The organism is Streptomyces sp. NPDC020801 (assembly GCF_044334385.1).
Taxonomy (GTDB): domain Bacteria; phylum Actinomycetota; class Actinomycetes; order Streptomycetales; family Streptomycetaceae; genus Streptomyces.
In genome coordinates this window covers 193,648-219,416 of sequence record NZ_JBIRST010000005.1, presented here as the reverse complement: position 1 = coordinate 219,416, position 25,769 = coordinate 193,648, and the positions used below count along the sequence as shown (strand labels likewise).

The following is a 25,769-nucleotide window of genomic DNA, read 5'->3' as shown; positions in this document are numbered from 1 at the left end:
GAATCTACATGTCTTCGGCACGAACACGGCGCACGCTGAGCCCCGTGACCGATACCTCCATCGCATCCGACGCATCCGACATAGCTACAGGCTCCCCCGTCCGCCTCGAAGCCGTCTCGGCGCCGGACCAGCCCCAGGTCACCCCGGCGCTCAAAGAGCTGTACCGGGGCTTTGAAGAGCAACTCCTCGTCCCGCTGTGGACCGAGATCGGCGACCTGATGCCCGCCCACCCGCGCTCGCGAGCCGTGCCGCACCTGTGGCGCTGGGAGCAGTTGCGGACGCTGGCGGCCCAGGCCGGCGAGCTGGTCCCGGTGGGCCGGGGCGGCGAGCGCCGCGCCATTGCGCTGGCCAATCCTGCGCTGGGCGGACGGCCATTCGCCACGCCGACCCTGTGGGCCGCCATCCAGTACCTGATGCCCGGCGAGGACGCCCCCGAGCACCGCCACACCCAGCACGCCTTCCGGTTCGTCGTCGAGGGCGAAGGTGTGTGGACGGTCGTCGGCGGCGACCCGGTGGCCATGCGGCGCGGCGACTTCCTGCCGCAGGCGGGCTGGAACTGGCACGCCCACCACAACGCCAGCGCCGAGCCGATGGCGTGGATCGACGGCCTCGACATCCCGTTCCAGTACGTCACCGAGTCCCAGTTCTTCGAGTTCGGACGCGACGAGATCAGCGCCGCCGAACGCATCACCCCCGACCGCTCGCGCTCCGAGCGCCTATGGGGCCATCCCGGTCTGCGGCCCGTCGCGGCGGGGACGACGGCTCCCGGCACCCCCCTGCTGGCCTACCGCTGGGAGCACACCGAGAAAGCCCTGACCGACCAGCTCGCCCTCGAAGCCGAGGGATTCGACGGCACCGTCGAGCCCGGGCACGCGGCCGTCCGCTTCACCGACCCGGCGAGTGGCGCCGACGTGCTGCCCACCCTCCGCGCCGAGATGCACCGGATCGCGCGCGGAGCCGAGACCGCGCCCACCAGGGAGACCGGCTCGTCGGTCTACCAGGTGTTCGACGGTTCCGGCAGCGTCACCGTCGGCGACCGGACGTGGTCCGTGACGCGCGGCGACCTGTTCGTCGTGCCGTCCTGGCAGCCGTTCTCCGTGCGCTCCGAGGCCGGCTCCACCGACTCCGACTCCGGCGCCCTGGACCTGTTCCGGTTCGGCGACGCCCCCGTCTTCGAGGCCCTCCGGCTCAACCGCACCCACATGGAAGGAACCACCCGATGAAGCTCGCGACCATCCGCCTCGACGGCGCCACCCGCGCTGTGAAGCTGGACGGCGATGTCCTGGTCGACCTCGACGCAGCGGACGTCGGCGCCCTGCTGCGCGAGAACGGCTGGGCCGAGCGGGCCGCCGCCGCGACCGGGACGACGTACCCCGTGGCCGACGCCGACTACGCGCCCGTGGTGCCCGCCCCCTCCAAGGTGGTGTGCGTCGGCCTCAACTACCGCAACCACATTCAGGAGATGGGCCGTGACCTGCCCGAACACCCCACCTTGTTCGCCAAGTTCGCCGACTGCCTGATCGGCGCGGACGATGACATCGTTCGGCCCGACGAGACCGAAGAGTTCGACTGGGAGGTCGAACTGGCGGTGGTCGTCGGCAAGCCGGTACGCCGGGCCCGCGGCGCCGAGGCCGAGCACGCGATCGCCGGCTTCACCGTCCTGAACGACATCACCTGCCGCGACTGGCAGTTCCGCACCCGCGAGTGGCTGCAGGGCAAGATGTGGGACTCCAGCACGCCTGTCGGGCCGTACCTCGTCACTCCCGACGAGCTACCGGGCGGTGTCCGTCCCACCCTCAACGTGCGCCTGTCCGTCGACGGCGAGGTGATGCAGTCCGACTCCACCGGTGACCTGCTCTTCGACCCGGTGGCGCTGGTGGAGTACGTCTCCACGGTCGTTCGGCTCAACCCCGGCGACATCATCGCCACCGGCACACCCGGTGGCGTCGGCCACGCCCGCAGGCCCCAGCGCTTCCTCCTCGGCGGCGAAACGGTGGTCACGGAGATCGACGGCATCGGCCGCCTGGAGAACCGCGTGGTCAAGGGGACATCCGCCCGATGAGCCGCACCTTCGACGACGCCCGCCGCTGGACGCGGCTCGGCACCGATCTGCTCGTGAGGGCGGCGGACCTGGACGACGCCGGGCTGGACGTGCCGAGCGCCCTGCCCGGCTGGAGCCGCAAACACGTCGTGGCCCACGTGGCGGCCAACGCCGACGCGTTGTGCAACCTGGTCCACTGGGCTGCCACCGGCGAGCCGACGCCGATGTACTCCTCGCCCGAGGAGCGGACCGCCGGGATCGAGAACGGCACCCGACTGCTGGCCGCCGAACTTACCGCATGGCTGCGCCTGTCCGCCGACACGCTCGCCTCGGTGATGGACGTCCTTGACGACACGCAGTGGCAGGCGCCCGTGGTGACCGCCCAGGGCCGTACGGTGCCTGCGACCGAACTGCCGTGGATGCGTGCCCGCGAGGTTTGCGTCCACTCGATCGACCTGGCAACCGGACCGACCTTCGCCGACCTGCCGGCCGGCTTCCTCACCGCGCTGTGCGACGACGTCGTCGGCAAGCGCGCCGCGGCCCCGGGACCGGCGCTCGTCCTCAAGACCTCCGACACCCACTGGGAGCTGCCCGGAGAGGGGCAGCCCGTCGAACTCGTCGGAGAACTCCACGAGATCGCGGCCTACCTCACGGGCCGGGCCATCGGCCTTGCCACCCCCGGAGGCGAACCCGCTCCAGCCCTGGCCCCGTGGCTGTGAGCCCACCCGCGACGACCCAGGCGCTCGAGGAAGAGGCCATGTCCCCTGCTTCATTCGCCAACAGCGGCCGACCCGACGTGATCATCGTCGGCGGCGGCATCGGCGGCCTCAGCTCCGCCTTCGCCCTCGCCCGGGAAGGACTGCACGTGCGCGTCCTGGAACGGGCCAAGGAATTCGGCGAGGTGGGCGCCGGCATCCAGCTCGCGCCCAACTGCACTCGCATCCTCGACGAGTACGACCTGCTCGACGAGGCCAAGAGCCTCGGCGTGCACCCCGAGAACATGGTGATGCGCGACGCCCTCGACGCCCGCGAACTCACCCGGCTCGACCTCACGGACCTCGAACGCCGCTACGGCTACCCGTACCTGGTCATCCACCGCAGTGACCTGCACGCGCTGCTTCTACTCGCCTGCCGCCGGGCCGGAGTCGAACTCCTGACGGACCGCAAGGTCGTCGGCTACGACAACACCACTACCGGAGCCCGAATCAGCCTGACCGACGGCAGCGTCGAGGAGGCTCCCCTCATCATCGCCGCCGACGGACTCCACTCGGTGGCTCGGAACGTGCTCGTCGGAGACGACGTGGTCAGCTCCCGCTACGTCGCCTATCGGGCGGCCGTCCCCTTCGACCAGGTGCGGGCCGACCGTGTCGCGGAACGGGACGTCCTCGTCTACGTCGGGCCACGCTGCCACTTCGTCCAGTACCCCCTGCGCGGCGGCGAGATGTTGAACCAGGTCGCCGTGTTCGCATCGCCGACAGCCGATTCCGGCACGGAGAAGTGGGGCGGGCCCGAGGAGCTCGACGCGGCCTTCGAGGGCACCTGCGACACCATCCGCGAGGCCATCCCGCTGATGTGGCGCGACCGCTGGTGGCAGATGCTCGACAGGGACCCCGTCGACACCTGGGTGCACGGCCGTGTCGCCCTGCTCGGCGACGCCGCGCATCCGCCGCTTCAGTACATGGCGCAGGGCGCGATCATGGCGATCGAGGACGGCTGGGTGCTCGCCCACCACCTCGCCCGGAACCCGTCGGACTGGGACGCGGCCCTCGCCGCCTACCAGGCGGTCCGCGTCGAGCACTGCCGCCGGGTGCAGACCACCGCCCGCGCCTGGGGCGAACTGTGGCACCTCGACGGCATGGAGCGGCTGCAACGCAACGCGATCATGCGAGCTCGGGACACCTGCGACTACGGATTCACCGACTGGGTGTACGGCCCGACCGCGCTCACCCCGGACGAGGAGCCCGCCATGTTCACCCCGGTCCCGCTGGCCTCGGCGCCGGTCTAGCTCGCCGGGGGCGCGGCCAAGTGACTGACGCCTTCCTGTACGCGGCCGTCCGGACGCCCTCCGGCCGCGTCGGCGGCGCGCTCGATGTCGGCATCGTCCAGCACGATGTACGCGTTGTTGCCACCCAGCTCCAGGGATAGACGCTTGAGCAGGCCGCCGGCGACGGCATCGACCTCCCGCCCGGCACGGGTCGAGCCGGTGAAGCTCACCATGTCCACGCCCGGGGCCTGACCAGTGACTGACCGGTCTCGATGGCTCCCGGAAGGATGTGCAGCAGCCCGCACGGAAGACCAGCCTCCTCGAACAGCCGGGCTAAGAGCCCGCCTCCGACCACCGGAGTCTGGACGTCGGGCTTGAGCAGGACAGCGTTACCCATCACCAGGGCTGGGCCAACGGCGCGGGCCGCCAGCAGCAGTGGCGAGTGCCACGGGGTGATGATCCCGACGACTCCGACCGGGATCCGGCGGGCCACGCTCTGCCGAGGCTCCGCGGTAGCCACCAGAATGCCGGACGGCTGGCTGCCCAGCATCGCTGCCTCAAGAATCTCGCGGGCGGTCATCCGCACTTCCCACTCGGCCTTGGCCCTGATCGCGCCCGCCTCTCGAATCATCTGGTCGACGATCGCGGCCGAGTGCTCGGTCACAAGTTCCGAGAACCTGCGCAGCACATCGCCGCGCTGCGGTCCGGGCACCCTGCCCCACCCCACCGGCCGGCCTGGGCGGCGACCGCGGCACGGGCCACGTCGTCCTCGGAAGCGATGCCCGTGCGGGCCAGGACCGCCCCCATGGCCTTCTCAAGAACCGGCGAAGTGCCCCCTCCGACTCCTCCCAGCCGCCGATGTAGGTCTTGCCGTCCCACTCTTCGGCGAACGAGAACGGACTGTCGGGCATGACACTCTCCCCTGCATGCCTCGTCTCAGGCGATGGCCACCGGTCCTGTCTCGGTCCGCTGAGACGGTGCGCCTTCACCATGGACCCGCCATAATCGACGTTACTGTCGAAAAGTCAACACTATAGTCAGGAGTCGCGGCAATCATGTCCGAGCGGCCGTCCTCGCCCCCCTCGGCAACTGCGGAGTACGGAAACAGCGACCACTACGCCCGGTGCCGTCACAGGGCGGAAACCGCGCGAGGACGATGTGCCGCTGCCCGCGGGACGGCACGCCGGCGGCGCCCTGCAGTCACGATCACGAAGCAACCAGCATCGCCGGCCCGTGGGCCTGTATACGCCTTGCCTGGTGGCCACCGTGTACGGCGAGGTGGCGTGTCGACTGTCGCGCCACCGCAGCCGCTTTCGTGGACTCCCACCGGATAAGTACACCAACCGGGCGAGTCGGGGCTGGCAGTGCAGGCGCCCTCTGGTCAACATACGTCGAAAAGTAGAAAAGGAGGGTGCCGGAGTACATACTGGCTTGGCATGGATTCCGCCACCAGCGTGACGAGCGCCTGTGGTCCGGTCTATTGCGTCTGGTATCGCGAATGGACGAGAAGCACTTCCTTCCTTCCGGCGCCCCGAACCATCCGCAGGGCGGATGCCGCGACGCGGTGTTGGCACGGGCACTGACCGCCGTACACGAGCGACTGCTGCCCAGCGCTGCGGCGGCCTACCTACTCTCCTCGGACGGTTCCCTGACAGCGTCCACGGTCCTGGACACGCCGCTCGCCTTCACAGTGGCCCCGTTCGTCGCGGTCACCGACAGGGACATGACCGTGGCCATCTCACATCGCAGCGGCAAGCTGGCTGTAAAGGGGCCGACTGAGGTCCATGAGGTGGTCCGGGCCGCCCCTATTACGGTTCTGCAGGCCCCATTCGCCGCCATGGTGGTGGCCTCCGCTCCCATACGCACAGCACAGCGGCGGTTTGGCGTGCTCGCCGTCCGGTGGGTTCCGGACCGGGACGTACCCACGGAGTCCTTGGACTTCCTCATAAGCCTCGCCGACGAGGTCGCCGCTTCCCTGGACCACCTGGCCGCCCAGGGTGTATCGATGGAAGCCCCCGACATTCCGCTCTACATACCAGTGGGAGCCGGGTCAAGCTCGGAGATCAACGTGCGGTCCGGCACGATACCCGGGGAGTGGAGGGAGCGGACAAGTAGCGGACGGTTCCTTTTTCAGCTACAGCGGCTCGGACTGAAGCTCACCGCGGCAAGCCGGGTGGCGGACGTCATCTCTGCCACGCAGTCGGTGGTGGTGCGGCCTTTCGGCGGACGCGCTGTGACCCTGTGCCTTCTGGAGCACGGGCGATTGCGGGTCGCCGGTTCGTCGGGCGCCTGCAAGGAGGACCTGCGCGGTGTTGAAGGGATCCTGCTCGAGGAGGGGACGCCAGAAGCCGACGCGGCACTCCTCGTCCAGCCGATGGTCTTCGCGTCGTCACAAGAGTTGCTTGCGGCCTATCCCGATCTCGACCGGTACCACGACGGACGGCCGAGGGCTTTCCTGCCGCTCGTGTCGAACGGGCGGCCAGTGGGCTGCTGCATCATGGTCTTCGATCGGCCGCCGGACCTGCGCAACGACGAGCTCGCCATCCTCACGGCCATGCTCGGCCAAGTGGCGCAGTCGCTGGAACGCACACACGGTATTGAGGTACTGCAGGCAGTCGCCCGCGGCATGCAACGTTCCCTGCTGCCGCGAGGTCTGTCGAACGCGAAGGAAGTGGAGACCACTGCCCGGTATCTACCGGCCACAGTCGGAGCGGAGGTCGGAGGCGACTGGTATGACGTGATCAGGCCGCGCAGGAACATGCTGGGGATGATCATTGGCGACGTCGAGGGGCACAGCCTGGACGCGGTCGGCGTCATGGGACAGCTGCGCAGCGCTGTTCGAGCCTACGCAACCGAGGGCCATGACCCGGCCAGCGTACTCATCCGTAGCAACCGTCTTCTCTCGGAGTTGGAGACAGAACTGTTCGCCACATGCACCTGCATGTGGCTAGACCTCGAGTCCGGTACAGCCATACTGAGCAGCGCGGGTCATCATCCGCCCATCATTGTCGATGCATGCGGCCGTACGGTCTCCACCGAAGTCATGGTGGGGCCGCCTCTGGGCGTCGATCCCGATGCGGTGTACCGGCAGACAGAGTTTGTGATCTCTCCGGGCGGACTTGCAGCCTTTTTCACCGACGGCCTGGTCGGTACCCGGACCGCGGATGTCGAGGATGTCATCGAGCGCCTCCGGCGCCGCGTCGCCGAGCATGTGGACCAGAATCTGGAGACGCTGGCGGACCGACTCATTGAAGACTCCGATGCACGAGCGCAGCGCGACGACGACATCGCGCTGCTTCTCATGCGCTTCATGGGTACCCACGGCGCCGTCGCACGGATTGCCGACACCTCCGTCCAGCGCCACGACATAGGACGGGTGCGCGACGTTCGCCACTTCGTGCACGATGTGGCGGTCGACTGGGGTCTGGACACGCTCGTTGACGAGCTGGAACTGCTGGTCTCGGAGGTCGTGACGAATGGGTTGATCCATGCTCAGAGCGAGGTCGACGTCCGGATCCGGCAATACGACGACCGGTTGCGGGTGGAGGTACGCGACAACGACCCCTATCCGCCGATTCCCGCGGCAGTCCTGGATATTGAGGAGACTGGTAACGACGCGGCGGAATCCGGGCGTGGCCTCCTCATCGTCGACGCCATAGCGTCCGATTGGGGCAGCTCGCCAACCGGGCGCGGCAAGACGACGTGGTTCGAAATCACGGTCCCTGCAGCCTGACCTAGGTCTGCGTAACAGGTGAATGGGGTCCTGGAGCGATACCGAATGAACAACGGGTGCCCCAGCGCACTGCGACTTCCTGCTTGTCCGTGGCGGATGGATTTTCGATCGAAATCAGCTGCTGCCAGGTTGGTGTTCCGCCCCGCTGCGTCCAGGGCGGAACACCGCCTTCCACGGACATACGCTCTCCGGCAGCGAGCGCCGTGGACGCTGGCTGGGACCTATCGACCGGTGGCGAGGACCATTCGGAAGCGGGCAGCGCCGGACACCATACGGTCGAACGCTTCGTCGACACGCTCGAGCGGCATCACCTCGATCATCGGTCGTACGCCGGTGAGGGCAGCGAAGCGCATCGTCTCTTCGATGTCGCGGGCCGTGCCGGAGGGATGGCCGTGCACGGCCTTGCTGCCCATGATCAGCTGAAGCGGGCTGACCTGGATGGGCTCAGGCGTGGCACCGATGACCACGAGCTCGCCATGTTCACGCAGCCCGTCGATCGTCGCCGTCATGGCGTCGGAGTTGGCGGCCGTGGCCAGGACAACTGTGGCTCCGCCGAGCGCCTGAAGGGACTTGGCAACATCGCCAGCAGTACTGTCGATGTAGTGGTGCGCGCCCAGGGCAGTGGCCAACTGCTCCTTGTCGGAACCACGGGCGATGGCAACCGTTTCGAAGCCGAGCTTGTTCGCAAACTGCACCCCGAGGTGACCGAGGCCTCCGAGGCCGAGGACGGCGACGAGATCGCCCGGCTTCGCATTGGTGCGCCGCAGGGCGTTGAAAGTGGTGACGCCGGCACAGCCCATGGGCGCGGCCTCCGCCGCGGTGAGCTGGTCGGGGATCCGGGCCAGGGCGCTGGCTGGCACGACCACGGCGTCGGCGTAACCGCCCGGGTATGCCCAGCCCGGTACCTGCAGGTTCCGGCAGCTGATGAAGTCTCCCTTGCGGCAGGGCACACAGTGGCCACAGTGGCCACCGAACCAGCCGACAGCGACACGGTCGCCGACGTTCCAGGTCTCAACGCCGTCGCCGATTGCGTCAACGCGACCGGCAATTTCGTGACCGGTCACCAGAGGAAACCGAACGCCGGGGAAGTGTGCGTGCACGAAGCCGGCGTCTGCGTGGCAGATACCGCAGACCTCCACCGCTATGCGCACCTGCCCTCGGCCGGGCTCGGGCTGCTCGCGGTGGACGAGCGTGAAGGGACCGCCCGGATGGTCTACCTGAGCGGATCGAATGATGGACATGACTCCTCCGAAGTCCCTCGCTGAATCTTTGTATCAACGCTAGCACGTCTAATATATCAACGCTAGATCGAAAGGTGGGAGGCTCCTGCAGTGGAACTCAGAATGTCCTGGCTTGTAGCAGGTCAGCGTGGCGGTGGATGTCCGCCCACGGGAGCGGCCTCACACTCGCACCCCCGGAGTGAGGCCGCACTGCGAACAGGTCTTGGCCTGCGGCGGCCTCATCAAGGATGCGAGAGGCGGGTCGCCCACACCGCAGGTCAACGTGGTCCTGCAAGTGTTCCGGCCGGCGTCCGAGGACATGATCATGCTGGCGGCGTCGATGCCTGGCACGGTGACGGTCTGCTCGACCACCTGTGCAGGTCCGCTCGGCCAGCTTGGCGGCCATACGCGGCTTTGGGGCAGGCGATGTCAATCAGCTGGACGCCGAGCTGTTCTGCACGTCGCCATCGCCCTACACCAGGGACTATAGCGATGCTATGAAGTACCGTATGCTATGCGCATGGACACTCGGCAGCGCATTCTCGACGTCACCGCCAATCTGCTGCAAGGCGCACCGGGCGTGCCGGTCTCCACCCGCGCGATCTGCGAGGCGGCAGGCGTCTCGGCGCCTACGTTGTACCACCACTTCGGCGATAGGGACGGGCTCTACGACGCGGTCGTAGCCCAGAGCTTTGAGTCGTATCTGGCCGCCAAGCGGGCGATGGCCTTCTCCGACGACCCGGTCGAGGATCTGCGGCGCGGCTGGGACGCTCACATCGAGTTCGGTGTCAGCAATCCGTCGCTCTACACCCTGATGTACGGCACCTCCCATATGCGCGCCAAGCCGACTGCGGCGATTGAGGCCCGGTCCCTTCTGACGGGCCTGCTCACCCGGGTGGCCCAGGCCGGACGGCTGAGTGTCGACCTCGACCTGGCCGTCGGCTCCGTCGAGGCCGCCAGCGTCGGCGTCACGCTTCAGCTGATCCGTGACGGCGACAACCATGTTCTCTCCGAACAACTACGGGAGGCCGTTCTCGCCTCGATCTTGACGGAGCCGCCTCGACAGCCGGCTCGCGGCACGATCGCCAGCGTTGCCACGCAGCTCGCTGCCCTGTTGGCCGACCAAACGGACGGCGAGACAGGTGACACGACGAGCGGAGCGCCTGCCGAGTCACCGCTTTCCACCGGCGAACGAATCGTGCTGGCCGAGTGGCTGCACCTTCTCTCCCACCGCGGAGGGCCGACTGCGGGGAGTAGGCGCAGGACGGTGGGCTGACACCGGGGAGCAACCGGCCTGCGCGCCGTAGGCGGGGGAGCTGACTTGCAGGTCGTGGCTGCCCCGGACAGCACACCGCTGTGCGACTCTCGGGCACGGCCAAGCCGCACCCCCGTACTACGGCCGTGAACTGGCCAAGGAATACGCCCATTTCAACCGGGTTCACGCTCGGCTGCACGCACCGGGCGAGCGGGCCTTCGCCCGACTGAAGCAGAGGCGGATCCACCGCAAATCCCGCTGCAGCGCGAGCAGGACCGGGCCGACCGTCGCCGTTCACGCCACCGAGATCACCTGGCGTTCGGGGTGCCAAACCCTCGGCGAAGCGAGGTCAGGATTCGTCACATTGGTCAGCCGGAGGAACGTCATCAACCGCCTCTGGGGGCAGAAGAATCACCCGCGCCCGAAGACCGGATTGTACCGCTGCCGGGGTACGTGCCTGGCTCGCGGCGCGCCTGCCCCAGTAAGCAGTCCGCTCCAGCGCAAGGAAGACGCTCAGGCACCGGACGTCCCCCGTCGCGCCGGTCGCGGCGACCACCACGTCACGGACTGCGGTGTGCCGGCGCAGCTCGGCCTCTGTCTCGCCGAGCTCCAGCGGTAGCCCCGGATCTTGACCTGCCGGTCGAGCCGTCCGACGACTCGAGTTTCCCGTCGGCCAGTTCACGCACGACAATCCGGTCGTGTACAGACGCGCTCCCGGGCCGCCCAGCGGATCCGGCCTGAACGGTTCAGCGGTCGGGCCGGGCCGGTTCAGGTATCTGCGGGCGAGTCCCTCACCGACCGCGAACAGCTGATCGGCGGCACCTCGCGCAACCGGCCGCATCGCCGCGTCCAGTACCCGAACGTAGGTACCGTGCAGAGCTGCGCGGGTCCACTGGCTGGGCTCGGCGATCTCGGGGTGCTCGGCGGCCAACCAGCGGCCGATCTTCGCGAGCACGCTGCGGTAGCCTCTGCGGATCTTCGGAGTCAGCGTCGATGTCGCGTACCAATGCTCAACCGACGCCGCCCACTGGACTGGAACTCCCTCCATCCTCCATCGCGGCCGGTCCGGACTCATGCCCCTGACGGTGGCGGGTCTGCGCGGCCGAGTGCCGCGACCGCCCGGTGGAGGCCGTAGAGATCCTTGCCCCACTGCCCCCTCATCGCCGGGGGAACACGCAGCGCGGCCAGGGCCTCGGTGGACAGGTCCTCCAGCAGCGGGCTGCGGTTCAGCAGCAGCTGGCAGATCACCACGGCCAGTTTGTCGGCGTCACGGCGATAGGCCGAGTCGGCCTAAACCTTGCAGATCCGCCGGACGGCATCGTCGACGAGATCTGCCCCGAAGCCCCGACGGGCCAGGGTCGGCCGTATGAACCGACCGAGCCGGTCGGAGGCGGTGAACTCGCCGAGCAGGCAGACGTAGATGAGCACGAACGGCCGGGCGTCGGGGCCGATCCGGCCGCCCCATGAGCGCCGGAAGTCGGCGAGTTGGCAGTACGCCTCCGGCTGCCCGTGCCGGCCACGCAGCCAGGCCGGCACGGGCAGCAACGGTCGGACCGCTTCCCACCCCGCGTCCGTCATGCCGAGGGATACCGCCGAACACGTTCCGGGTGATCGGCCGCATTCCCGAACCGGTGAGCGACACAATCACACGTCGGTACAGCCGAGTTGAACTCCACCGGCGCGAGCACGTACAACTGCGGCAACAGGGTCTCCTGGATCTCGGTGGGCTTCGCAACCCCGAGCTACCAAGAGGCCCTGTTCTCATGCCCGCCGCCAGCCGCGATCACCCGATCGAGATCCCGTTCGGCGCGGACCCCTCAAGATCGGATCGACAACACCTACTAAAGCTGTTCCAGCTCATTGTCAATCGCGCTGCTCATGATCGCTCCCGGAATGTGTCGACCGTCTGGCCCTGGGCTTTCAGCCGCCGGACCAGGTAGTCCCAGACTTGCTGAATAGCTGCCTCGCTGTAAATGTGGTCGCGTTTGGCCAGCGCTTCGTCTTCGTCGGACCAGGTCGCCCATCCGCCGCCTTGCAGGGTGAGCAATTGCTGGCTGCAGGCCCGGTCCAGCAGCACGGCGGTCACCACAGCCGTCGGCAGGTCCGGCCCTACGCAGACGATGCCGTGGTTGACGAGGAACAGCGCACGGGCATCACCGAGCGCGTCGGCAACTCTGCGCCCGAGCTCGCGGGTGAGGATCAGGTCGGCCGTGTGGGTGAATCTCGGCACATCAGGCGGTACGAACAGGTTCGCCTCGTGGCTGACGGGTCGTAGGGGCTGACCGGTGGCGGCCAGGGCTACCGCCGCGCGGCTGTGCGTATGCACGACGGCGCCGATGTCCGGGCGGGCATTCATCACCTCGGTGTGAATGGGGTACTCGCTGTGCCGCGGCCCCACGCCCTCCACCACGACCCCGTCAGGATCGACGAGGTGGACCAACTCGGGCGTCACCTCCTCCATTCCCCAGCCGCTCTGTTTGAGCCACACCCCGCGATCTTGAGGATCGCGGGTGGAGGCGTGTCCCCAGATCAGGTCCGCATGGCCGGCCGCGCCGAGAACGCGGGAGGCGGTGGCGACCAGGGCACGGAGATCTGCGGAGATCATCCGAAGCTCACATGCACATTCTTCGGCTGCGTGTAGGACAGCAGTTCCTCGATGTCCTCCTCGCGTCCGACGCCGCTGTCCTTGAAGCCACCGAACGGGGTACCAGGAGTGTGCCGCGAGACGTCGTTCACCCAGACGTAACCGGCCTCCACGTCGCGCGCGAAGCGGTGGGCGGTAGCGAGGTCCCGGGTGAACACACTCGCGGTGAGCCCGTAGCGCACGCTGTTGGCGATGCGCAGCGCGTCCTCGTAGTCATCGAAGGGCATCGCTGCGAGCACCGGACCGAAGATCTCCTCCTGCGCGAGCCGGGAGTCCGGCCGGACGTCGGCGAACAACGCGGGTCGCACGAAGTTGCCTGCGGCGAAGTCACCACCGGTCAGCTGATTGCCGCCCACGACCAGCCGCGCCCCCTCGTCCTTGCCGATCTGAACGTAGCGATTGACCTTGTCCAGCTGAAGCGCGTTGACGATCGCGCCGGTTTCGGTGTCCGGGTCATCCGGAGCGCCGGAGCGCAGTGCCTCGATCTGCGTGGCCAGCCGCTGAATGAAGTCGGCATATACGTCGCGGTGCACGAGCAGGCGTGACGTCGACCCGCAGGACTGGCCCTGCCAGGTGAAGTTCATGCCGCGTACCGCCGCGGTGATGGCCAGGTCCAGGTCCGCGTCGGGGAAGATCACGAGTGGGTTCTTGCCGCCGAGTTCGAGGGTGACGGTCTTGACGTTCACCCCTGCGGCGCGAGCCTGGATGGCCCGCCCGGTGTCGGGAGAGCCGATGAAGGCCAGGCGCCTCACATCGGGGTGCGCGACGAGGGCGTCACCTGCCGTGGTTCCGTACCCGGTGACCACATTGACCACACCGGGCGGGAAGATCTCGTGGGCCAGCTCGGCGAGCCGCAGTGCCGAGAGACTGGTGTGTTCGCTCGGCTTGACGATCACCGTGTTGCCCGCTGCGAGCGGCGCCGCCATCTTCGACGCAGCGAACATCAGCGGATGGTTGAAGGGCACGATCCGGCCGACGACGCCGTAGGGCTGGCGCAGCGTGTAGTTCACACGGTCGAACGAGGTGGGGATGGTCTCACCACGTGCCTGAAGGACGAGGCCTGCGAAATAGCGCAGCTGCGCCGCCGCAATACCGGCATCGTTGCGCATCTCGCGGATCGGGCTGCCGTTGTCGAGGACATCGAGCATGGCCAGTTCTGTTGCCTCGGCTTCGATCGCATCGGCAAGGGCATTTAGAGGCGCAGCCCGCTCCTGCGGTTCGCGGCGGCGCCAGTCCCCGAAGGCATCGCCTGCAGCCGTCACAGCGGCGGCGACGTCGTCGGAAGTGGCGTTGGGGATGCGGGCGATGATCTCGCCGGTCGCAGGATTGACGGCATCGATGGTGCCGCCGTCGGAGGCAAGACGCGGCCGTCCGCCGAAGTACATCGGCCGCACGTCAGGCTGGGTCGCTGTCATTGGGAAGTCTCCTCTTTCGCAACGCCGGCCTCATGGAGGATGGCAATCACGTCATCGTCTGTGGATTCGCGGATGTTGTTGCTTCGGAAGGGGTGGTCCGAGCTCGCGGCGAGCATCGCGGCGAGGTGTGTGTGGTCGAGCTCTCCCTCGGTGAATCGGGCGGCGAAGCCGATCCGGTCGAACAAGTCTGCGGCACGTGCGATGAGTGGGCGGTACTCGGCGTCCAGGTGCTGGGCGTTGAAGCGGGCGACGGGCAGCAGTAGGGCACCGTTCTGGTGTCCGTGGCTGAGTGGTATGGAGGGAGCGGACGAGAGCGCGTGAACGAGCCCCAGTCCACTGTTGCCGCAGGCGAGATTTGCGGCGCTGCTCGCGTCGAGGAGCAGTTGTAGGTGTGTGTCGTCGCGCTCGTCCAGGGCTCGTGGCAGAACGCGGATGATGGTGTCGGCCGCTCGTACGGCGAGGGCATCGGTGAACATGCTGCGTCCCTTGGCCCATAGCGCCTCGAACGCGTGGCTGAGCGCGTCGACTGCCGACTCGATCATGGGTGTTCTCGGTAGACCGCGCAGGACCGACGCGTCGAGTATCGCGACCCGTGGTTCGCACCCTTGGCCGCGGACGATGATCTCGCGCGGCCAGCCGGGCTCGTGCAGAACGAGTGCGTTCGACACCTCGCTGCCGCTGCCGGCGGTGGTGGGCACCGCGACAGTGGGGACAGGCGGCGTTGGTACTCGGTCCACCCCTTCGTAGGCGGTGATGGGTCCGGGATTGTTGAGGCGTATGGCGACGGCCTTCGCCGCTCCCAGTGCGCTGCCGCCACCGATGGCAAGTACCGCGTCGCACTGGGCCCGCCGGACGCTACTGACGATGCTCTCCACTGCGGCAACGTCGGGGTTGGGCATGACCAGCGCCGTGTGCGCGATCGGCAGCGAGCCTGCGGCGCCCAGGATCTGCCACAGCAAGCCCACTCGCTCGATGCCGTGGTCGGCGACAACCGCTATTCGGCGTGCGTCCAGTCCCGTGAACACGTCGCCGAGATGCCCGAGTGAACCCCTACCGCTGAGGATCGTCGTGCCGACGTGGAAGCGTTTATTCCGGGGCGGTATCGGCTCTGCCGCCGTCGTCACGCCAGCTCCGCGGTGACCAGGTTGGGCGCGTCGTGCCGAGCTACTTCCGACTCGAGCAGCGTCCCGCATGCCGGGCATGCATGTTCGCGGATCTCAAGGTCATGATGCAGGACTATGAACGGGCCGTGGTCCTGCGGCGGGACGACCCGGCTGGCGGCTCCGCTCTTCCAGTCCGGACCGGCGCCGAGGTCATGGCCGCACCGGCAGACCACGGTCCCTGCATTGGTGAACCGCAGCGACGGGGTGATGGTGCGTCCGGGCGGTGGCGCCGTTTCGGTTTCGGCCGTCGGCTTCCCTGTGCGTGTGTAGCGGATCTCGGACCGGCGGAGTGTCGTGGCATGCTGGTCGACCGCCCAGCCGCCGTCCGGCTCCGCTGTCAGAACGACGCCGTATACGCGTTCGGCCTGTTCGCGGCTGACATAGCCGTCGGTTACGTCGGCGATGACGTCAGCCGGTACGCGGTCGATCGGGTCGCCGAACCCGCCGCCTCCCTGGAAACTGTAGGCCAGCGTGTCGCCGCGCTGGAGTGTGAAGAATCCGGGCTTGGCGTTGAACGAGATGTACTCTCCTGGCCAAGTCGCGAGGTCGTCGACGTTGCCCACCGACCCGACCGGGGAGCGATCCTCGACTGCGCGGAGCATCCCATTGCGGTTGCAGGCACCTTCGAGTCCGCCGAAGAGCCCGACGCTGTTGGGAACCTCGACGCCGTGACCGACAATCATGGTGCGCAGTTCGTCCGCGTCGTGCGGAGTCAGGGCAAGACCGACCGTAGCGCCGCCGCGTTGACGCCCTGGACCGCCCGAGTCGCGCACGATGCTGCGGTAGAGGTAGAGCACCGGACCGGTCGCCTCATGGCTCTCCACGTTGGTGATGGCCGGCCGCGGCACGCAGAAGTCGCCAGATGCGGTGAGCCCGTCGTGGTCGTGGTAGGCACCACCACCACCGGCCGTCGAATCGAGGAGGAAGTTGCCGTAGGGCTGCCCGTCGCGGTTCTGTCCGGACAGGATCAACGCGGTCATCGACCCCTTCGTCACGGCGGTGGCGTCCTCGGCAGTCTCCGTCGAAGCGGTGGCCAGCCTGGACAGCGCAGCGACGCACACGTTCGTCACCACCCAGATCGAGCCGATGGTCGCCGACGAGACCGGGGCCGGCCAGGTCGCGTTGACGACGCTGCCCTGCGGCGCCTTGATCGTCAGCGGCCGCAACACACCCTCGTTCCAGCGCAAGCCGGACCCCAGAATCGGCAGCACCGCAGTGAAGACCCCGCCGACCAGGCCGGACCAGGTGCAGTTGATGAAGCCGGGGGCCTGCGGCGATGTGCCATCGAAGTCGATGACGAGTTCGTCGCCACGCTTCGTCACCGCCACGTGGTACTCGTAGAGCCGGTTCTCGTGTCCGTCGTGCTCCAGATAGTCCACGGCGCGGAACGTGCCATCGGGCAACCCGCGCAGCCGATCACGCAGCTGCTCCTCCGAGTGCTCGATCTCCAACTCCATGACGCGCAGCACCTGCTCGATGCCATAGCGGTCGAACAGCTCGACCAGTCGCCGTGCGGCCACCGTGTTTGCGGCGATCATCGCCTTAAGGTCGAGGCCGACCGCCATCGGCAGCCGGGTCATTCCCATGATCATCTGCCAGATGTCCTCACGCACCTGGCCGCCCTCGACTAGCTTGACGCCGGGCAGCAGCATCGCCTCCTGTTGAATCTCAGTGGCGCCGATCGACCAGCTGCCGAAGTTCATGCCGCCGATGTCGATCTGGTGCGCGCACGCGCCGACCCACGCGACTCGTTCGCCGCCGTAGAACACTGGGGCAACGATCGAGACGTCGGGCTGGTGCAGGGCACCGCGGTAGGGGTCATTGAGGATGAACATGTCACCCTCTTCGATGCCCGGATTGATCGAGAAGTCCTTGACGATGTTGCGGACGACGCTTGCCATCGAGCCCGAGTGGAACAACACCTGTGGCCCCATCGTGACGATGGCGCCGTCGGCCAGGTAGGTACCGACGTTGAAATCTGTGGCGTCGGTGACAACGGGCGACCCGGAGACCGCCTTGAGTGTGATCGCCTGCTCCTCGGTGATGGCAGACAGCCGATTGCGGATCACCTCAAAACTGATCGGGTCGACGGTCACCGGCGTTGATGCTGTCCGAACGGTCACGGGGTGCACTCCTCGATGGTTCTCGGTTGTAGCTGATGCCCCCCAGGACGGGGCGACTTGGGGTCTCGCGGTCATCACAGGCTGATGAGCAGGTTGCCGACACCGTCAACGCTCACGCGCTGCCCCGGGGCGACGTACACGGTGGTGGTCGGGTGCTCAACGATCACCGGCCCTGCGATGTCCGCACCGGTATCCAGTCCCTGCCACTGCAGTACGTCGGTCTCGAGCCATGCACCGCTCTTGACGTCGTACACAGGCCGGCTACGCGTCGGCGTATTCGAGAGGGGCAGGTGCGGCGCGAAGGCGGGCTTGGGTGTGCGACCCACCGCGTCGACACGGAACGTGGTCAGCTCGATACCCGCCTCGCGGAAGCCTGCGCCCTTGCCATAGGTGTCCTCGTACGTCCGCTCGAAGTCCTCGACCACCGCACTGATCGACGCGGCGTCGAACTCGCCCGGCGGCACCTGAATGATCAGCTCGTGGGTCTGGCTGCGGTAACGAACGTCCACGCTGCGAGTAACCACACAGTCGGCGGGCGGAACCCCTGCCTCGTCGAGGCGTTGCACACACGTCGCTTCCAGCTCAGCGAACACCGAGGCGATGACGCCGGCATCGAAGTCGTCCCACGGTGCGGGGTTTCCCGGCACGCTGCGCATGAGCTGCGAGCGCTCGGCGCCGTGGTGGATGTCGGAGGCCAGTGCGCCGTACGCCGAGTGGGCCATCGAGGTGGCCGGCACCAGGATCTGCCGTATGCCGAGGTCGGCGCCAAAGCCGGCACAGTGCATCGGCCCCGCGCCGCCGTAGGCGTACAGGACGAAGTCGCGGGGATCCATGCCCCGCCCGATGGTCAGCTCGCGAAGCGTGTCTGCCATCCGTGAGTCGACGATGTGCCGGATGCCGGCGGCCGCCTCCACCACGTCCAGTCCCAGCGGCTTGGCGATCTGCTCTCGGATCGCCTCCTGAGCTGCCTCCTTGTCCAGGCGCATGCGGCCATTCAGAAAGGTGTCCGGGTCGATGATCCCGAGTACCACGTCGGCATCCGTGACCGTCACGCGCTTGCCCCCGCGCCGGTAACACACGGGCCCGGGGAAGGCGCCCGCGCTCTCGGGGCCGATGCGCAGTTCGCCGGCTATTACTTCGGCGACCGAGCCGCCGCCCGCCCCGATCGCAGTGATGTCGACCATCGGCGCGGTGACGTGATACTTGGCCACCTCGGTGATGCCCGAGACCACGGGGCGACCGCCGACGATCAGCCCGACGTCGAAGCTGGTCCCACCCATGTCGGAGGTGATGACGTTCGGGTGTCCGAGCTCGCGCGCGAGGTGCAGCGAACCGATCACCCCACCGGTCGGGCCGCTTGCCAGCAGAAGCACTGCGAGTCGGGCCGCGTCGCCGGCACTCATGACTCCGCCGATGCTGTTCAGCACGCTGAACCGGCCACGCAGGCCGCGCTCACGCAGGGAACGCTCAAGCCGTCCGAGGTAGCGATCGACCATGGGGCCCAGGTAGCTGTTCAGCACCGTCGTGGCGGTGCGCTCGTACTCGCCAAGCACAGGGCTCACCTGACTGGAGAGGCTGACGTACACGTCCTCGCCTGCGACCTGGCGGATGATCTCGCCGATACGGGTCTCGTGCTCCGGGTTCCGGAACGACCACAAAAGACAGACCGCAAAGGACTCAACGCCCTGCGCGAGGAGCGCCTCGACGGCGGATCTGACCGCCCCCTCGTCCAGAGGCAAAACGACATTTCCGGCCTGGTCAACGCGTTCGGGCACCTCGGCGATCCGCTGACGCGGGATGATCGGAACCGGGTAACGCCGGTCTCGGAACCGACCGAGGGACTCTGTCGGCGTGCCCGCGGTGAACCCCATCAGGCGCTGGACGATCAGGGTGTCGCCGAACCCACGCGTTGTGATGAGGCCCGTCGTGGTACCGCGTCGCTCGATGAGGGCGTTGGTTGCCTGTGTCGTACCGTGACCGAAGCTTACGACTTTGCCCAGCATCTGCTCCAGCGTCTCGCCGCGCTCGGCCGCAGCAAGCTCAAGCGCCGCGAATACCCCCTCGTCCAGCGCGGCCGGCGTGGTCGGCGCCTTATTGGTGATCACTCGGCCCGAGCCGTCCATCACCACAAGATCAGTGAATGTTCCACCCGTATCGATGCCAATACAGAGAGCCTCGGGCTCGCTGAGGGACGGTTCGCTCATGAAATGACGCCTCGTTCCGTTATTGCCGCGGGGTTGCATGTCGCAGGGCTGGACCATGTGGCCACGCCGTTGCCGATGCGTGAAATGTAGGAGCTCCGCAACATGCGGTACATAGGCTCTTTCCGCATAGCAGAAAAGCGTTCCGTATCCTGGCACCTGGCGCATGGCGGGAGCTAGCCTGCGTCTCATGGCACAGCGATCAGACGAGCCGGACCCGGCCGAGCAGGGCGCTCCGCTGTCTTCGGTCGACAACGCCCTGAAGGTCTTGTTGATCCTCCAGCAACGCGCCCACGTACGCGTCTCGGACATCGCATCCGAGCTGGGCGTATCCGTGTCCACCGCACATCGGCTGCTGGGCGCGCTGGTCTACCGCGACTTCGTCGAACAGGACGAGACGACCAGGGCCTACAGGATCGGTTCCGCGATGCATGGCCTCAGCTCGCCGACGACACATGGCGTCAACATCCAGAGCCTTGTTCGCCCCTACATGGAAACCCTGTGCCGAGAGGTCGGCGAGACGGTGCAGCTGGTGACTCTGCATCGAGCAAACGTTCAGTTCGTCGCCTCCGTCGAGACAACCAAAGCCCTACGGACCTCATCCAGGGTGGGGCTGAGCATGCCGGCGCACTGCTCCTCGGGGGGCAAAGCGCTGCTAGCTGACCTGTCAACCAGGGAGCTCCACAAGCTCTACCCGTCCGAGCACCTGCCTGTCCGTACGCCGCGCTCCATTGCCACGCTCGAGGACCTGGCGAGCGAGCTCGCCAGCGTACGGCGACGTGGATACGCGGTAGCGAACGGTGAAGGCGAGTTGGATGTCGCTGCCGTTGGTATCGCTCTGCGGGATGCCAGGGGCACGTCACATGCGGCGCTGGCCGTCTCCGGCCCCCGCTCTCGCATGCGACCGAGGACCATGGCGGCCATCGCCGAGTCGATGCACTGGGTGGCCCAGCAGATCGCCGGCAGCCTCGCCTGAGGTCCGACGCCCGCCCCTCGAACTGCACTCGACAGCCGGCACCAGCGCGGACCAGCTTTCATTTTTTTCCGCATAGCAGAAAACCCGCATGGACAAGTGTCGTCTGGGTTTCTAGCGTGTGTCGCACGCCACAGGGCTGGGCTACATCTTCGAGAAGTACCTCTGTGCGAATGGCAGCTCTGACCGAAGCGTGTAGTCGGCATCCAGCTCTTGAGTCACCAGCCACCTCACTCGGGCGAGGTCACGCGCGACCGATCGGCAGGTTCAACAAACGCCCCAGGACGGCCGGCTCAAGCTATATGCGCAACCTCCCTACTTCGCTACGGAAGGGAGCAAGTAACAAGCAGAAGGAGTTGATCAGCGTGGCACGTGGGCACGACGGCAAGGTTGCCGTGATTACCGGCGCGGCGGCCGGAATTGGGCAGGCATACGCACGAAGACTGGCTGAGGACGGCGTCGATGTGGTCGTCGCCGATGTATCCGACGCCGAAGAGACCGTCGAGCTTGTGCGCGCCACGGGACGACGGGTACTTGCCGTGCGCTGTGATGTGTCCCAGGAATCAGATGTCGCTTCGCTTCGCGACCGCGTCGTGGATTCGTTCGGGCACTGCGACATCCTCGTGAACAACGCGGGCGTCATGCCCATCGTGCCTTTCGCCGATCTCGACCTCGCGGAGTGGCAACGCACACAGTCGATCAACCTCAACGGAATGTTCTTGACCTGCAAGGCGTTCGTGCCGGCCATGGCGGAGCGCGGGTGGGGACGCGTGGTGAATCAGACGTCCAACACCGTCGGGATCGTTGTCCGGTCGTTCAGCTCCTACGTCGCGAGCAAGGGAGGGATCATCGGGCTCACCCGCTCCTTGGCGAGCGAGTTCGGTGCCCAGGGCGTGACTGTGAACGCGATCGCGCCAGGTCTCACCGCTACCAAGACCGTCCTCAGCCGCTCGATCGGCGCCTCAGGGCAGTCCCTCCAGGAGGAGTTCGACGAATTCATCGCTGCTCAATCGATCAAAAGGATCGGGACGCCTGACGACCTCGCGGGCGCAGTCTCGTTCCTCACATCTGACGACGCATCATTCATGACTGGCCAGACTCTCGTCATCGACGGCGGCCTCTGGCGCATCTGACGTCAACTCACGCCTCACAAACCATCAAACTCCTATCTGGAGGACAGGACAATGATGACAACAGCAACCAACCAGTACTACATGATCAGAGCCATCGCGACAAGACACAAAGTCGCTACCGCGGTGATAGCAGGCCTGGTGGCGACTCATATTGCCACCATGTGGGGGTACTGGTTCCACGCTCTGAAGCTCCCAGTGCTCGACTGGAACACCACCAACGGGCAGCAGCTGCTTCCCGACGCATCACACAACGTGCAGTTCGCCGTTGGAGCCCTGGCCCACTACTCGACGGGCGTCTGCTTCGCCCTGCTCTTCGCATTCGGCCCGCATGCTTTCCTGACCTGGCGCAATACCGCGCTGGGAAACCTCGCCAAGGCACTCGCCTTCTCAGTCCTGCTGGCGATACTTAGCGCGCTGGTCATGGTGCCGCTGGTGTTTTACCCCCAGTTCCACCCCGGCTTCTTCAGCCATCGACTCGGTTTCAACGGAGTTCTCGCGATCTTCGTCTGGCACGTCATCTACGGCCTGCACCTGGGTGCGATCTACACGCCGCTGCCCGACGACGAGGTCATCCAGGACGGCATACGTATGCAGAAGGCCGACGTCGCTCCCCTCAACACGACGGACGCAGCGCCAGGCGTCGTACAGCCGCAGGCAGCGGGTAGCTCCGCAGCCGGATCGGCCGCGCTGTGAGCGGCGGGTCGGAAGCTGCACCGATGGCAGGGAAAGTCGCCATCGTGACGGGATCGTCGCGCGGCATCGGGGCCGCAATCGCACGACGGCTCGCCGCCGATGGGGCCGCTGTCGTCATCAACGGGTCGGCACGTAATAACGAGGCCGAAGCCGTTGTCGCGGACATCGCCAGGAACGGCGGACGGGCCGTATTCGTCGAAGCAGACCTTGTCGGTGCCGAAGGTGCGGACGATCTGGTCCGCAGCACCCTCGACGCCTACGGTCAACCGGACATCCTCGTGACGAACGCTGGCGTCGGCCTGTGGGTCGAGCCAGGCGTCGGCCCGCTTGTCGATCAGGTCACTGAGGCCGACTTCGACCGGGTGTTCGCAGTCAACACACGAGGCGTTTTCTTCACCCTGCAGGCCGTTGCCCGGGTAATGAACGACGGGGGACGCATCGTCAACATCTCGTCCTCGACAACGCGCTTCCCCAACCCAGGATTTTCCGTGTACAGCGGCAGCAAGTCTGGCCCGTTGAGTTTTGTCGATGTGCTCGCTCGCGAGCTGGGCCCGCGTGGGATCACAGCGAACAGCGTGATCCTCGGGCCGATCGCAGCCGGCCTGCTGGAAGACGCATCACCGGACGTCGTTGCGATGCTGTCTGCGCAGTCACCCCTGGGCCGGGTCGGCACGGTCGACGATGCGGCTGATGTCGTAGCTTTCCTTGCCGGCGACGCCGCCCGCTGGATATCCGGCGAACGCATCCTGGTGAACGGAGCCGCGACGGTATGACGACAAAGACAGCGCACGCCGCACTAGAAATCGACGCTCCCGTCGAGCAGGTATGGGGTCTTGTCCGCGACTTCGGTCGCATAGCTGCGTGGCACCCGCTGGTTCGTTCCAGCGTGACCGATCAGGACGGCCCGGCACAGCCAGGCGTCATACGCACGATGACGATGACCGATGGCGTAGTGATCAATGAACGGCTCATCGAGTTGTCCGATCCGGGGACTGTTCTGGCCTATGAATGGACCGGAACACCTCCGGTGGCCGTAGCTGAGGCCGAGGTGCGAATCCGCGTGGAGTCGATTCCTGACGGCCGCAGCCGCGTTTCGATGGAGGGCAGATTCGCGGGCGGAGAGCCGGGCGCTGCGGAACTCGCAGTGTCGGTATCCGAATCGACCGTTTGGCCCGCCGCGTTGCGCGGGCTGGCAGAGACGCTCACCAGCGTACAGCCCTGGTCCTGAGGATCACGAAATCACGCCCGGCTTACCTCACATTTACTGATAGTCCGGGATGAGCCGGGCGGACTAAGCAAGATCTCCAGCGACTTCCTAGGCATCAGCGGCAGATCGCTAGCGTTGCTGGCCAGGTGCCCTCTTGCCGGATGCAGGCCCACGGCCAATCGGCCGGAAGGCCCGCTGTCGCTGCCGCACTCACTGGTCCGTGTGTCCGCTGGAACCCCGACGAGACAGGGACGACCTGCACAGGTGAAACGCTCGGGACCCGGCGTTCTGATCACCAATTGCACAGCGTTTCTGAAGAGGGAACAGCGTCGGCCAGGATGCCGCGGCAGTTCTCGGCGCAACCAGCCGCCCTGCATGCGCCACAAGGTCGCGCGGTGTGAGTAGTTGCGCCGGGAGGAGGTCGCCGTCACTTGAGGACGAGCAGCGGCCCGTCACAAGAGTCCGGCGGAGGACCTTAGGCCCGGCTGGGCTCCGTAAACGAGGCAGGGTTGGGTCTCAGCTGGAGCAATGCCGGGCAAATCTCGCCAGCAGGACCATTAGCCAGCTGGCAACAATCGCGAAGCCCCACCCCAAATTGATGCACTACCGACCCGCTCTCGTCGCCAAGGGTCGACTCGCCAGACGCCGTAATGCCAACCCGTGAACGTCTCTGCCGAGACTCGGAATGGCATTATTTTTCGGCATACAGCATGCACATTGCGTAATTCATGCGGGGAAGTGACCACATGCTCGTCACTCATCCACCGCCCGGTGTCCGCAATCAACGGGTCTACCGCAACGGGAGTCAACGATGTTCAGAACGATAGGCCGACGGAGACAGCTGGCCGCCTACCCAAGGGTCCCGCACAATGCCGGATTTGTGAGTTGCCGCATCGTGAACCCGGTCGCCGCGGCTCGGGGCCCGGCTGAGATCGTGCTGCACGACGCGGTGAGCCGCCGGGTGCTGCGCGGCGTCAGCGACTCATACGGTGCCTTCGTCGCCGCCGTCCCCGCCAGTCGTTACCAAGTAGTTGTCTCCCAAGAGGGTTTCATGCCCCTGCGGACCGAGGTCGAGGTCGCGCCGGGTGCGCTCGTCTCACTGGGCGACGTGATGTTGGGCGCAGTACCGCTGCCGGAGGCGCCCGAGCCAGGGGTGTGGCGGTTGGATCCGGCACACTCAGCAGTGCGATTCGCCGTCCGGCACGTCGGCCTGGGCCGGGTGCACGGACGGTTCAACGCCTTCGAAGGGGAGATCCATGTCGGCGAGCTAGGGAATTTCACCCTGCAGGTGGTGATCGACGCGGCCAGCATCGACACGGGGGTGCACCAACGCGACGACCACCTGCGCTCGGCCGACTTCCTGGATGTGGCCCATTATCCGACCCTCGAATTTGTCAGCGATCGGTTTGTGCACATCAGCGCGGATCGCTGGGCGGTCCACGGCGGACTGACACTGCACGGGGTGAGCCGTTCGGTTACGCTCGACACCCGCTACCTAGGCGCCGGAACAGGGATGGAGGGCGAAAGACGAGTCGCCTGCCTGGCAACCACCGAGCTGCACCGGGAGGACTTCACCCTCAACTGGCAGCAGATGATCGCGCACCGCATCGCCGCGATCGGCTCCACCATTCAGATCGAGCTGGACATTCAGGCGGTCCGGGCCGACTGACCACTTCTGGTCAGGTCGAATTGCAAGGGGGCCAGGTGTGCCACCACGCCGCCGATGCCCTCCTCATCGACGCACCCAGCTGGTAGAGCATGCGCTCGCTGTGTCGGACGAGACAATTAGCTGTGAACAAGCAGGAGGCTCGCGTGGGAGGACTGCAGCGCACGGCGCAACGGCTCCAGCCGAGTCACCAGGCCGGCCACGCCCAGGGAGCGCTACTCCGGACTGAACCACTGGGTACCGCGGGTGCTCTGGGTACCGGCGATGGCTTTGCCGTGTCATCGGCCGCCGTGGAATCTGCCGCGGAATCTGCTTCGG

Annotated in this window: 21 protein-coding genes and 1 pseudogene; 12 read left to right on the top strand and 10 right to left on the bottom strand. The window is 66.8% G+C overall.

The features are described 5' to 3' along the window. The first annotated feature begins 59 nt into the window (after positions 1-59). Genes ACH4UM_RS12995 through ACH4UM_RS12980 form a run of 4 tightly spaced genes read left to right on the top strand, consistent with a single transcriptional unit; the run spans position 60 to position 4,046 of the window. Positions 60-1,223 carry a cupin domain-containing protein gene (locus ACH4UM_RS12995; RefSeq protein ID WP_398177682.1) on the top strand — a complete coding sequence of 388 codons (1,164 nt, stop codon included), beginning with the start codon at positions 60-62 and terminating at the stop codon, positions 1,221-1,223. Further along, entirely contained in the window at positions 1,220-2,062 is an 843-nt protein-coding gene (locus tag ACH4UM_RS12990; RefSeq protein WP_398177112.1) for a fumarylacetoacetate hydrolase family protein, read from the top strand. The genes ACH4UM_RS12995 and ACH4UM_RS12990 overlap by 4 nt, the downstream gene beginning before the upstream one ends. Next, entirely contained in the window at positions 2,059-2,760 is a 702-nt protein-coding gene (locus ACH4UM_RS12985; protein ID WP_398177110.1) for a maleylpyruvate isomerase family mycothiol-dependent enzyme, read from the top strand. Before ACH4UM_RS12990 ends, ACH4UM_RS12985 begins: the two co-directional genes overlap by 4 nt. A 38-nt stretch (positions 2,761-2,798) precedes the next feature. Continuing rightward, a complete protein-coding gene (locus ACH4UM_RS12980; protein ID WP_398177108.1) occupies positions 2,799-4,046 on the top strand; it encodes an FAD-dependent oxidoreductase in 1,248 nt (415 codons plus the stop codon). Here the strand turns inward: ACH4UM_RS12980 and ACH4UM_RS12975 are convergent. Further along, positions 4,043-4,689, bottom strand: a pseudogene (locus ACH4UM_RS12975) (aldehyde dehydrogenase family protein). The gene ACH4UM_RS12980 and the pseudogene ACH4UM_RS12975 overlap by 4 nt on opposite strands. Positions 4,690-5,523: 834 nt before the next feature. On the opposite strand from ACH4UM_RS12975, the gene ACH4UM_RS12970 reads away from it, so the two are divergent. Next, complete coding sequence (locus ACH4UM_RS12970) at positions 5,524-7,758, top strand: SpoIIE family protein phosphatase (protein ID WP_398177106.1); 2,235 nt, start codon at positions 5,524-5,526, stop codon at positions 7,756-7,758. 221 nt (positions 7,759-7,979) lie between these two features. Here ACH4UM_RS12970 and ACH4UM_RS12965 read toward each other — a convergent pair whose 3' ends face one another. Continuing rightward, complete coding sequence (locus tag ACH4UM_RS12965) at positions 7,980-8,999, bottom strand: alcohol dehydrogenase (RefSeq protein WP_398177104.1); 1,020 nt, start codon at positions 8,997-8,999, stop codon at positions 7,980-7,982. 499 nt (positions 9,000-9,498) lie between these two features. On the opposite strand from ACH4UM_RS12965, the gene ACH4UM_RS12960 reads away from it, so the two are divergent. After that, positions 9,499-10,254, top strand: coding sequence for a TetR/AcrR family transcriptional regulator (locus ACH4UM_RS12960; protein ID WP_398177102.1), 756 nt, complete (start codon positions 9,499-9,501; stop codon positions 10,252-10,254). Between the two features lie 328 nt (positions 10,255-10,582). Here ACH4UM_RS12960 and ACH4UM_RS12955 read toward each other — a convergent pair whose 3' ends face one another. The 8 genes from ACH4UM_RS12955 to ACH4UM_RS12920 all read right to left on the bottom strand — a co-directional run bounded on the left by ACH4UM_RS12955 (position 10,583) and on the right by ACH4UM_RS12920 (position 19,782). Further along, entirely contained in the window at positions 10,583-11,188 is a 606-nt protein-coding gene (locus ACH4UM_RS12955; protein WP_398177100.1) for a hypothetical protein, read from the bottom strand. A 116-nt stretch (positions 11,189-11,304) separates the two neighbouring features. Beyond that, a complete protein-coding gene (locus ACH4UM_RS12950) occupies positions 11,305-11,481 on the bottom strand; it encodes a hypothetical protein (RefSeq protein ID WP_398177098.1) in 177 nt (58 codons plus the stop codon). Positions 11,482-11,523: 42 nt separating this feature from the next. Further along, a complete protein-coding gene (locus ACH4UM_RS12945; RefSeq protein WP_398177096.1) occupies positions 11,524-11,811 on the bottom strand; it encodes a hypothetical protein in 288 nt (95 codons plus the stop codon). Between the two features lie 298 nt (positions 11,812-12,109). Next, positions 12,110-12,838 (bottom strand): class II aldolase/adducin family protein, encoded by a 729-nt coding sequence (locus tag ACH4UM_RS12940; RefSeq protein WP_398177094.1) that lies wholly within the window; start codon positions 12,836-12,838, stop codon positions 12,110-12,112. Beyond that, positions 12,835-14,292: an aldehyde dehydrogenase family protein gene (locus ACH4UM_RS12935; protein ID WP_398177092.1), complete on the bottom strand. Its 1,458-nt coding sequence runs from the start codon at positions 14,290-14,292 to the stop codon at positions 12,835-12,837. Before ACH4UM_RS12935 ends, ACH4UM_RS12940 begins: the two co-directional genes overlap by 4 nt. Further along, on the bottom strand, positions 14,289-15,416 hold the full coding sequence (locus ACH4UM_RS12930; protein ID WP_398177090.1) for an iron-containing alcohol dehydrogenase family protein: 1,128 nt from the start codon (positions 15,414-15,416) through the stop codon (positions 14,289-14,291). Before ACH4UM_RS12930 ends, ACH4UM_RS12935 begins: the two co-directional genes overlap by 4 nt. Further along, complete coding sequence (locus tag ACH4UM_RS12925) at positions 15,413-17,551, bottom strand: hydantoinase B/oxoprolinase family protein (protein ID WP_398177088.1); 2,139 nt, start codon at positions 17,549-17,551, stop codon at positions 15,413-15,415. The genes ACH4UM_RS12930 and ACH4UM_RS12925 overlap by 4 nt, the downstream gene beginning before the upstream one ends. A 101-nt stretch (positions 17,552-17,652) precedes the next feature. Then, positions 17,653-19,782 carry a hydantoinase/oxoprolinase family protein gene (locus ACH4UM_RS12920; RefSeq protein WP_398177086.1) on the bottom strand — a complete coding sequence of 710 codons (2,130 nt, stop codon included), beginning with the start codon at positions 19,780-19,782 and terminating at the stop codon, positions 17,653-17,655. A gap of 187 nt (positions 19,783-19,969) precedes the next feature. Here ACH4UM_RS12920 and ACH4UM_RS12915 point away from each other — a divergent pair, with 187 nt between their 5' ends. The 6 genes from ACH4UM_RS12915 to ACH4UM_RS12890 all read left to right on the top strand — a co-directional run bounded on the left by ACH4UM_RS12915 (position 19,970) and on the right by ACH4UM_RS12890 (position 25,454). After that, positions 19,970-20,755 carry an IclR family transcriptional regulator gene (locus ACH4UM_RS12915; protein ID WP_398177084.1) on the top strand — a complete coding sequence of 262 codons (786 nt, stop codon included), beginning with the start codon at positions 19,970-19,972 and terminating at the stop codon, positions 20,753-20,755. A 362-nt stretch (positions 20,756-21,117) separates the two neighbouring features. Next, complete coding sequence (locus ACH4UM_RS12910; RefSeq protein ID WP_398177082.1) at positions 21,118-21,885, top strand: SDR family NAD(P)-dependent oxidoreductase; 768 nt, start codon at positions 21,118-21,120, stop codon at positions 21,883-21,885. Between the two features lie 54 nt (positions 21,886-21,939). After that, positions 21,940-22,578 (top strand): hypothetical protein, encoded by a 639-nt coding sequence (locus tag ACH4UM_RS12905; RefSeq protein ID WP_398177080.1) that lies wholly within the window; start codon positions 21,940-21,942, stop codon positions 22,576-22,578. A gap of 23 nt (positions 22,579-22,601) precedes the next feature. Further along, a complete protein-coding gene (locus tag ACH4UM_RS12900; RefSeq protein WP_398177078.1) occupies positions 22,602-23,351 on the top strand; it encodes an SDR family oxidoreductase in 750 nt (249 codons plus the stop codon). Then, positions 23,348-23,806, top strand: coding sequence for an SRPBCC family protein (locus tag ACH4UM_RS12895; protein WP_398177076.1), 459 nt, complete (start codon positions 23,348-23,350; stop codon positions 23,804-23,806). Before ACH4UM_RS12900 ends, ACH4UM_RS12895 begins: the two co-directional genes overlap by 4 nt. Positions 23,807-24,680: 874 nt before the next feature. After that, positions 24,681-25,454: a YceI family protein gene (locus ACH4UM_RS12890; RefSeq protein ID WP_398177074.1), complete on the top strand. Its 774-nt coding sequence runs from the start codon at positions 24,681-24,683 to the stop codon at positions 25,452-25,454. Positions 25,455-25,769: the final 315 nt, after the last annotated feature.

Coding starts and splice junctions, on each gene's coding strand:
- ACH4UM_RS12935 (WP_398177092.1), bottom strand. CDS start 14,292: ATGACAGCGACCCAGCCTGACGTGCGGCCGATGTACTTCGGCGGACGG.
- ACH4UM_RS12965 (WP_398177104.1), bottom strand. CDS start 8,999: ATGTCCATCATTCGATCCGCTCAGGTAGACCATCCGGGCGGTCCCTTC.
- ACH4UM_RS12980 (WP_398177108.1), top strand. CDS start 2,799: ATGTCCCCTGCTTCATTCGCCAACAGCGGCCGACCCGACGTGATCATC.
- ACH4UM_RS12920 (WP_398177086.1), bottom strand. CDS start 19,782: ATGAGCGAACCGTCCCTCAGCGAGCCCGAGGCTCTCTGTATTGGCATC.
- ACH4UM_RS12895 (WP_398177076.1), top strand. CDS start 23,348: ATGACGACAAAGACAGCGCACGCCGCACTAGAAATCGACGCTCCCGTC.
- ACH4UM_RS12940 (WP_398177094.1), bottom strand. CDS start 12,838: ATGATCTCCGCAGATCTCCGTGCCCTGGTCGCCACCGCCTCCCGCGTT.
- ACH4UM_RS12900 (WP_398177078.1), top strand. CDS start 22,602: ATGGCAGGGAAAGTCGCCATCGTGACGGGATCGTCGCGCGGCATCGGG.
- ACH4UM_RS12945 (WP_398177096.1), bottom strand. CDS start 11,811: ATGACGGACGCGGGGTGGGAAGCGGTCCGACCGTTGCTGCCCGTGCCG.
- ACH4UM_RS12915 (WP_398177084.1), top strand. CDS start 19,970: ATGGCACAGCGATCAGACGAGCCGGACCCGGCCGAGCAGGGCGCTCCG.
- ACH4UM_RS12985 (WP_398177110.1), top strand. CDS start 2,059: ATGAGCCGCACCTTCGACGACGCCCGCCGCTGGACGCGGCTCGGCACC.
- ACH4UM_RS12905 (WP_398177080.1), top strand. CDS start 21,940: ATGACAACAGCAACCAACCAGTACTACATGATCAGAGCCATCGCGACA.
- ACH4UM_RS12960 (WP_398177102.1), top strand. CDS start 9,499: ATGGACACTCGGCAGCGCATTCTCGACGTCACCGCCAATCTGCTGCAA.
- ACH4UM_RS12990 (WP_398177112.1), top strand. CDS start 1,220: ATGAAGCTCGCGACCATCCGCCTCGACGGCGCCACCCGCGCTGTGAAG.
- ACH4UM_RS12970 (WP_398177106.1), top strand. CDS start 5,524: ATGGACGAGAAGCACTTCCTTCCTTCCGGCGCCCCGAACCATCCGCAG.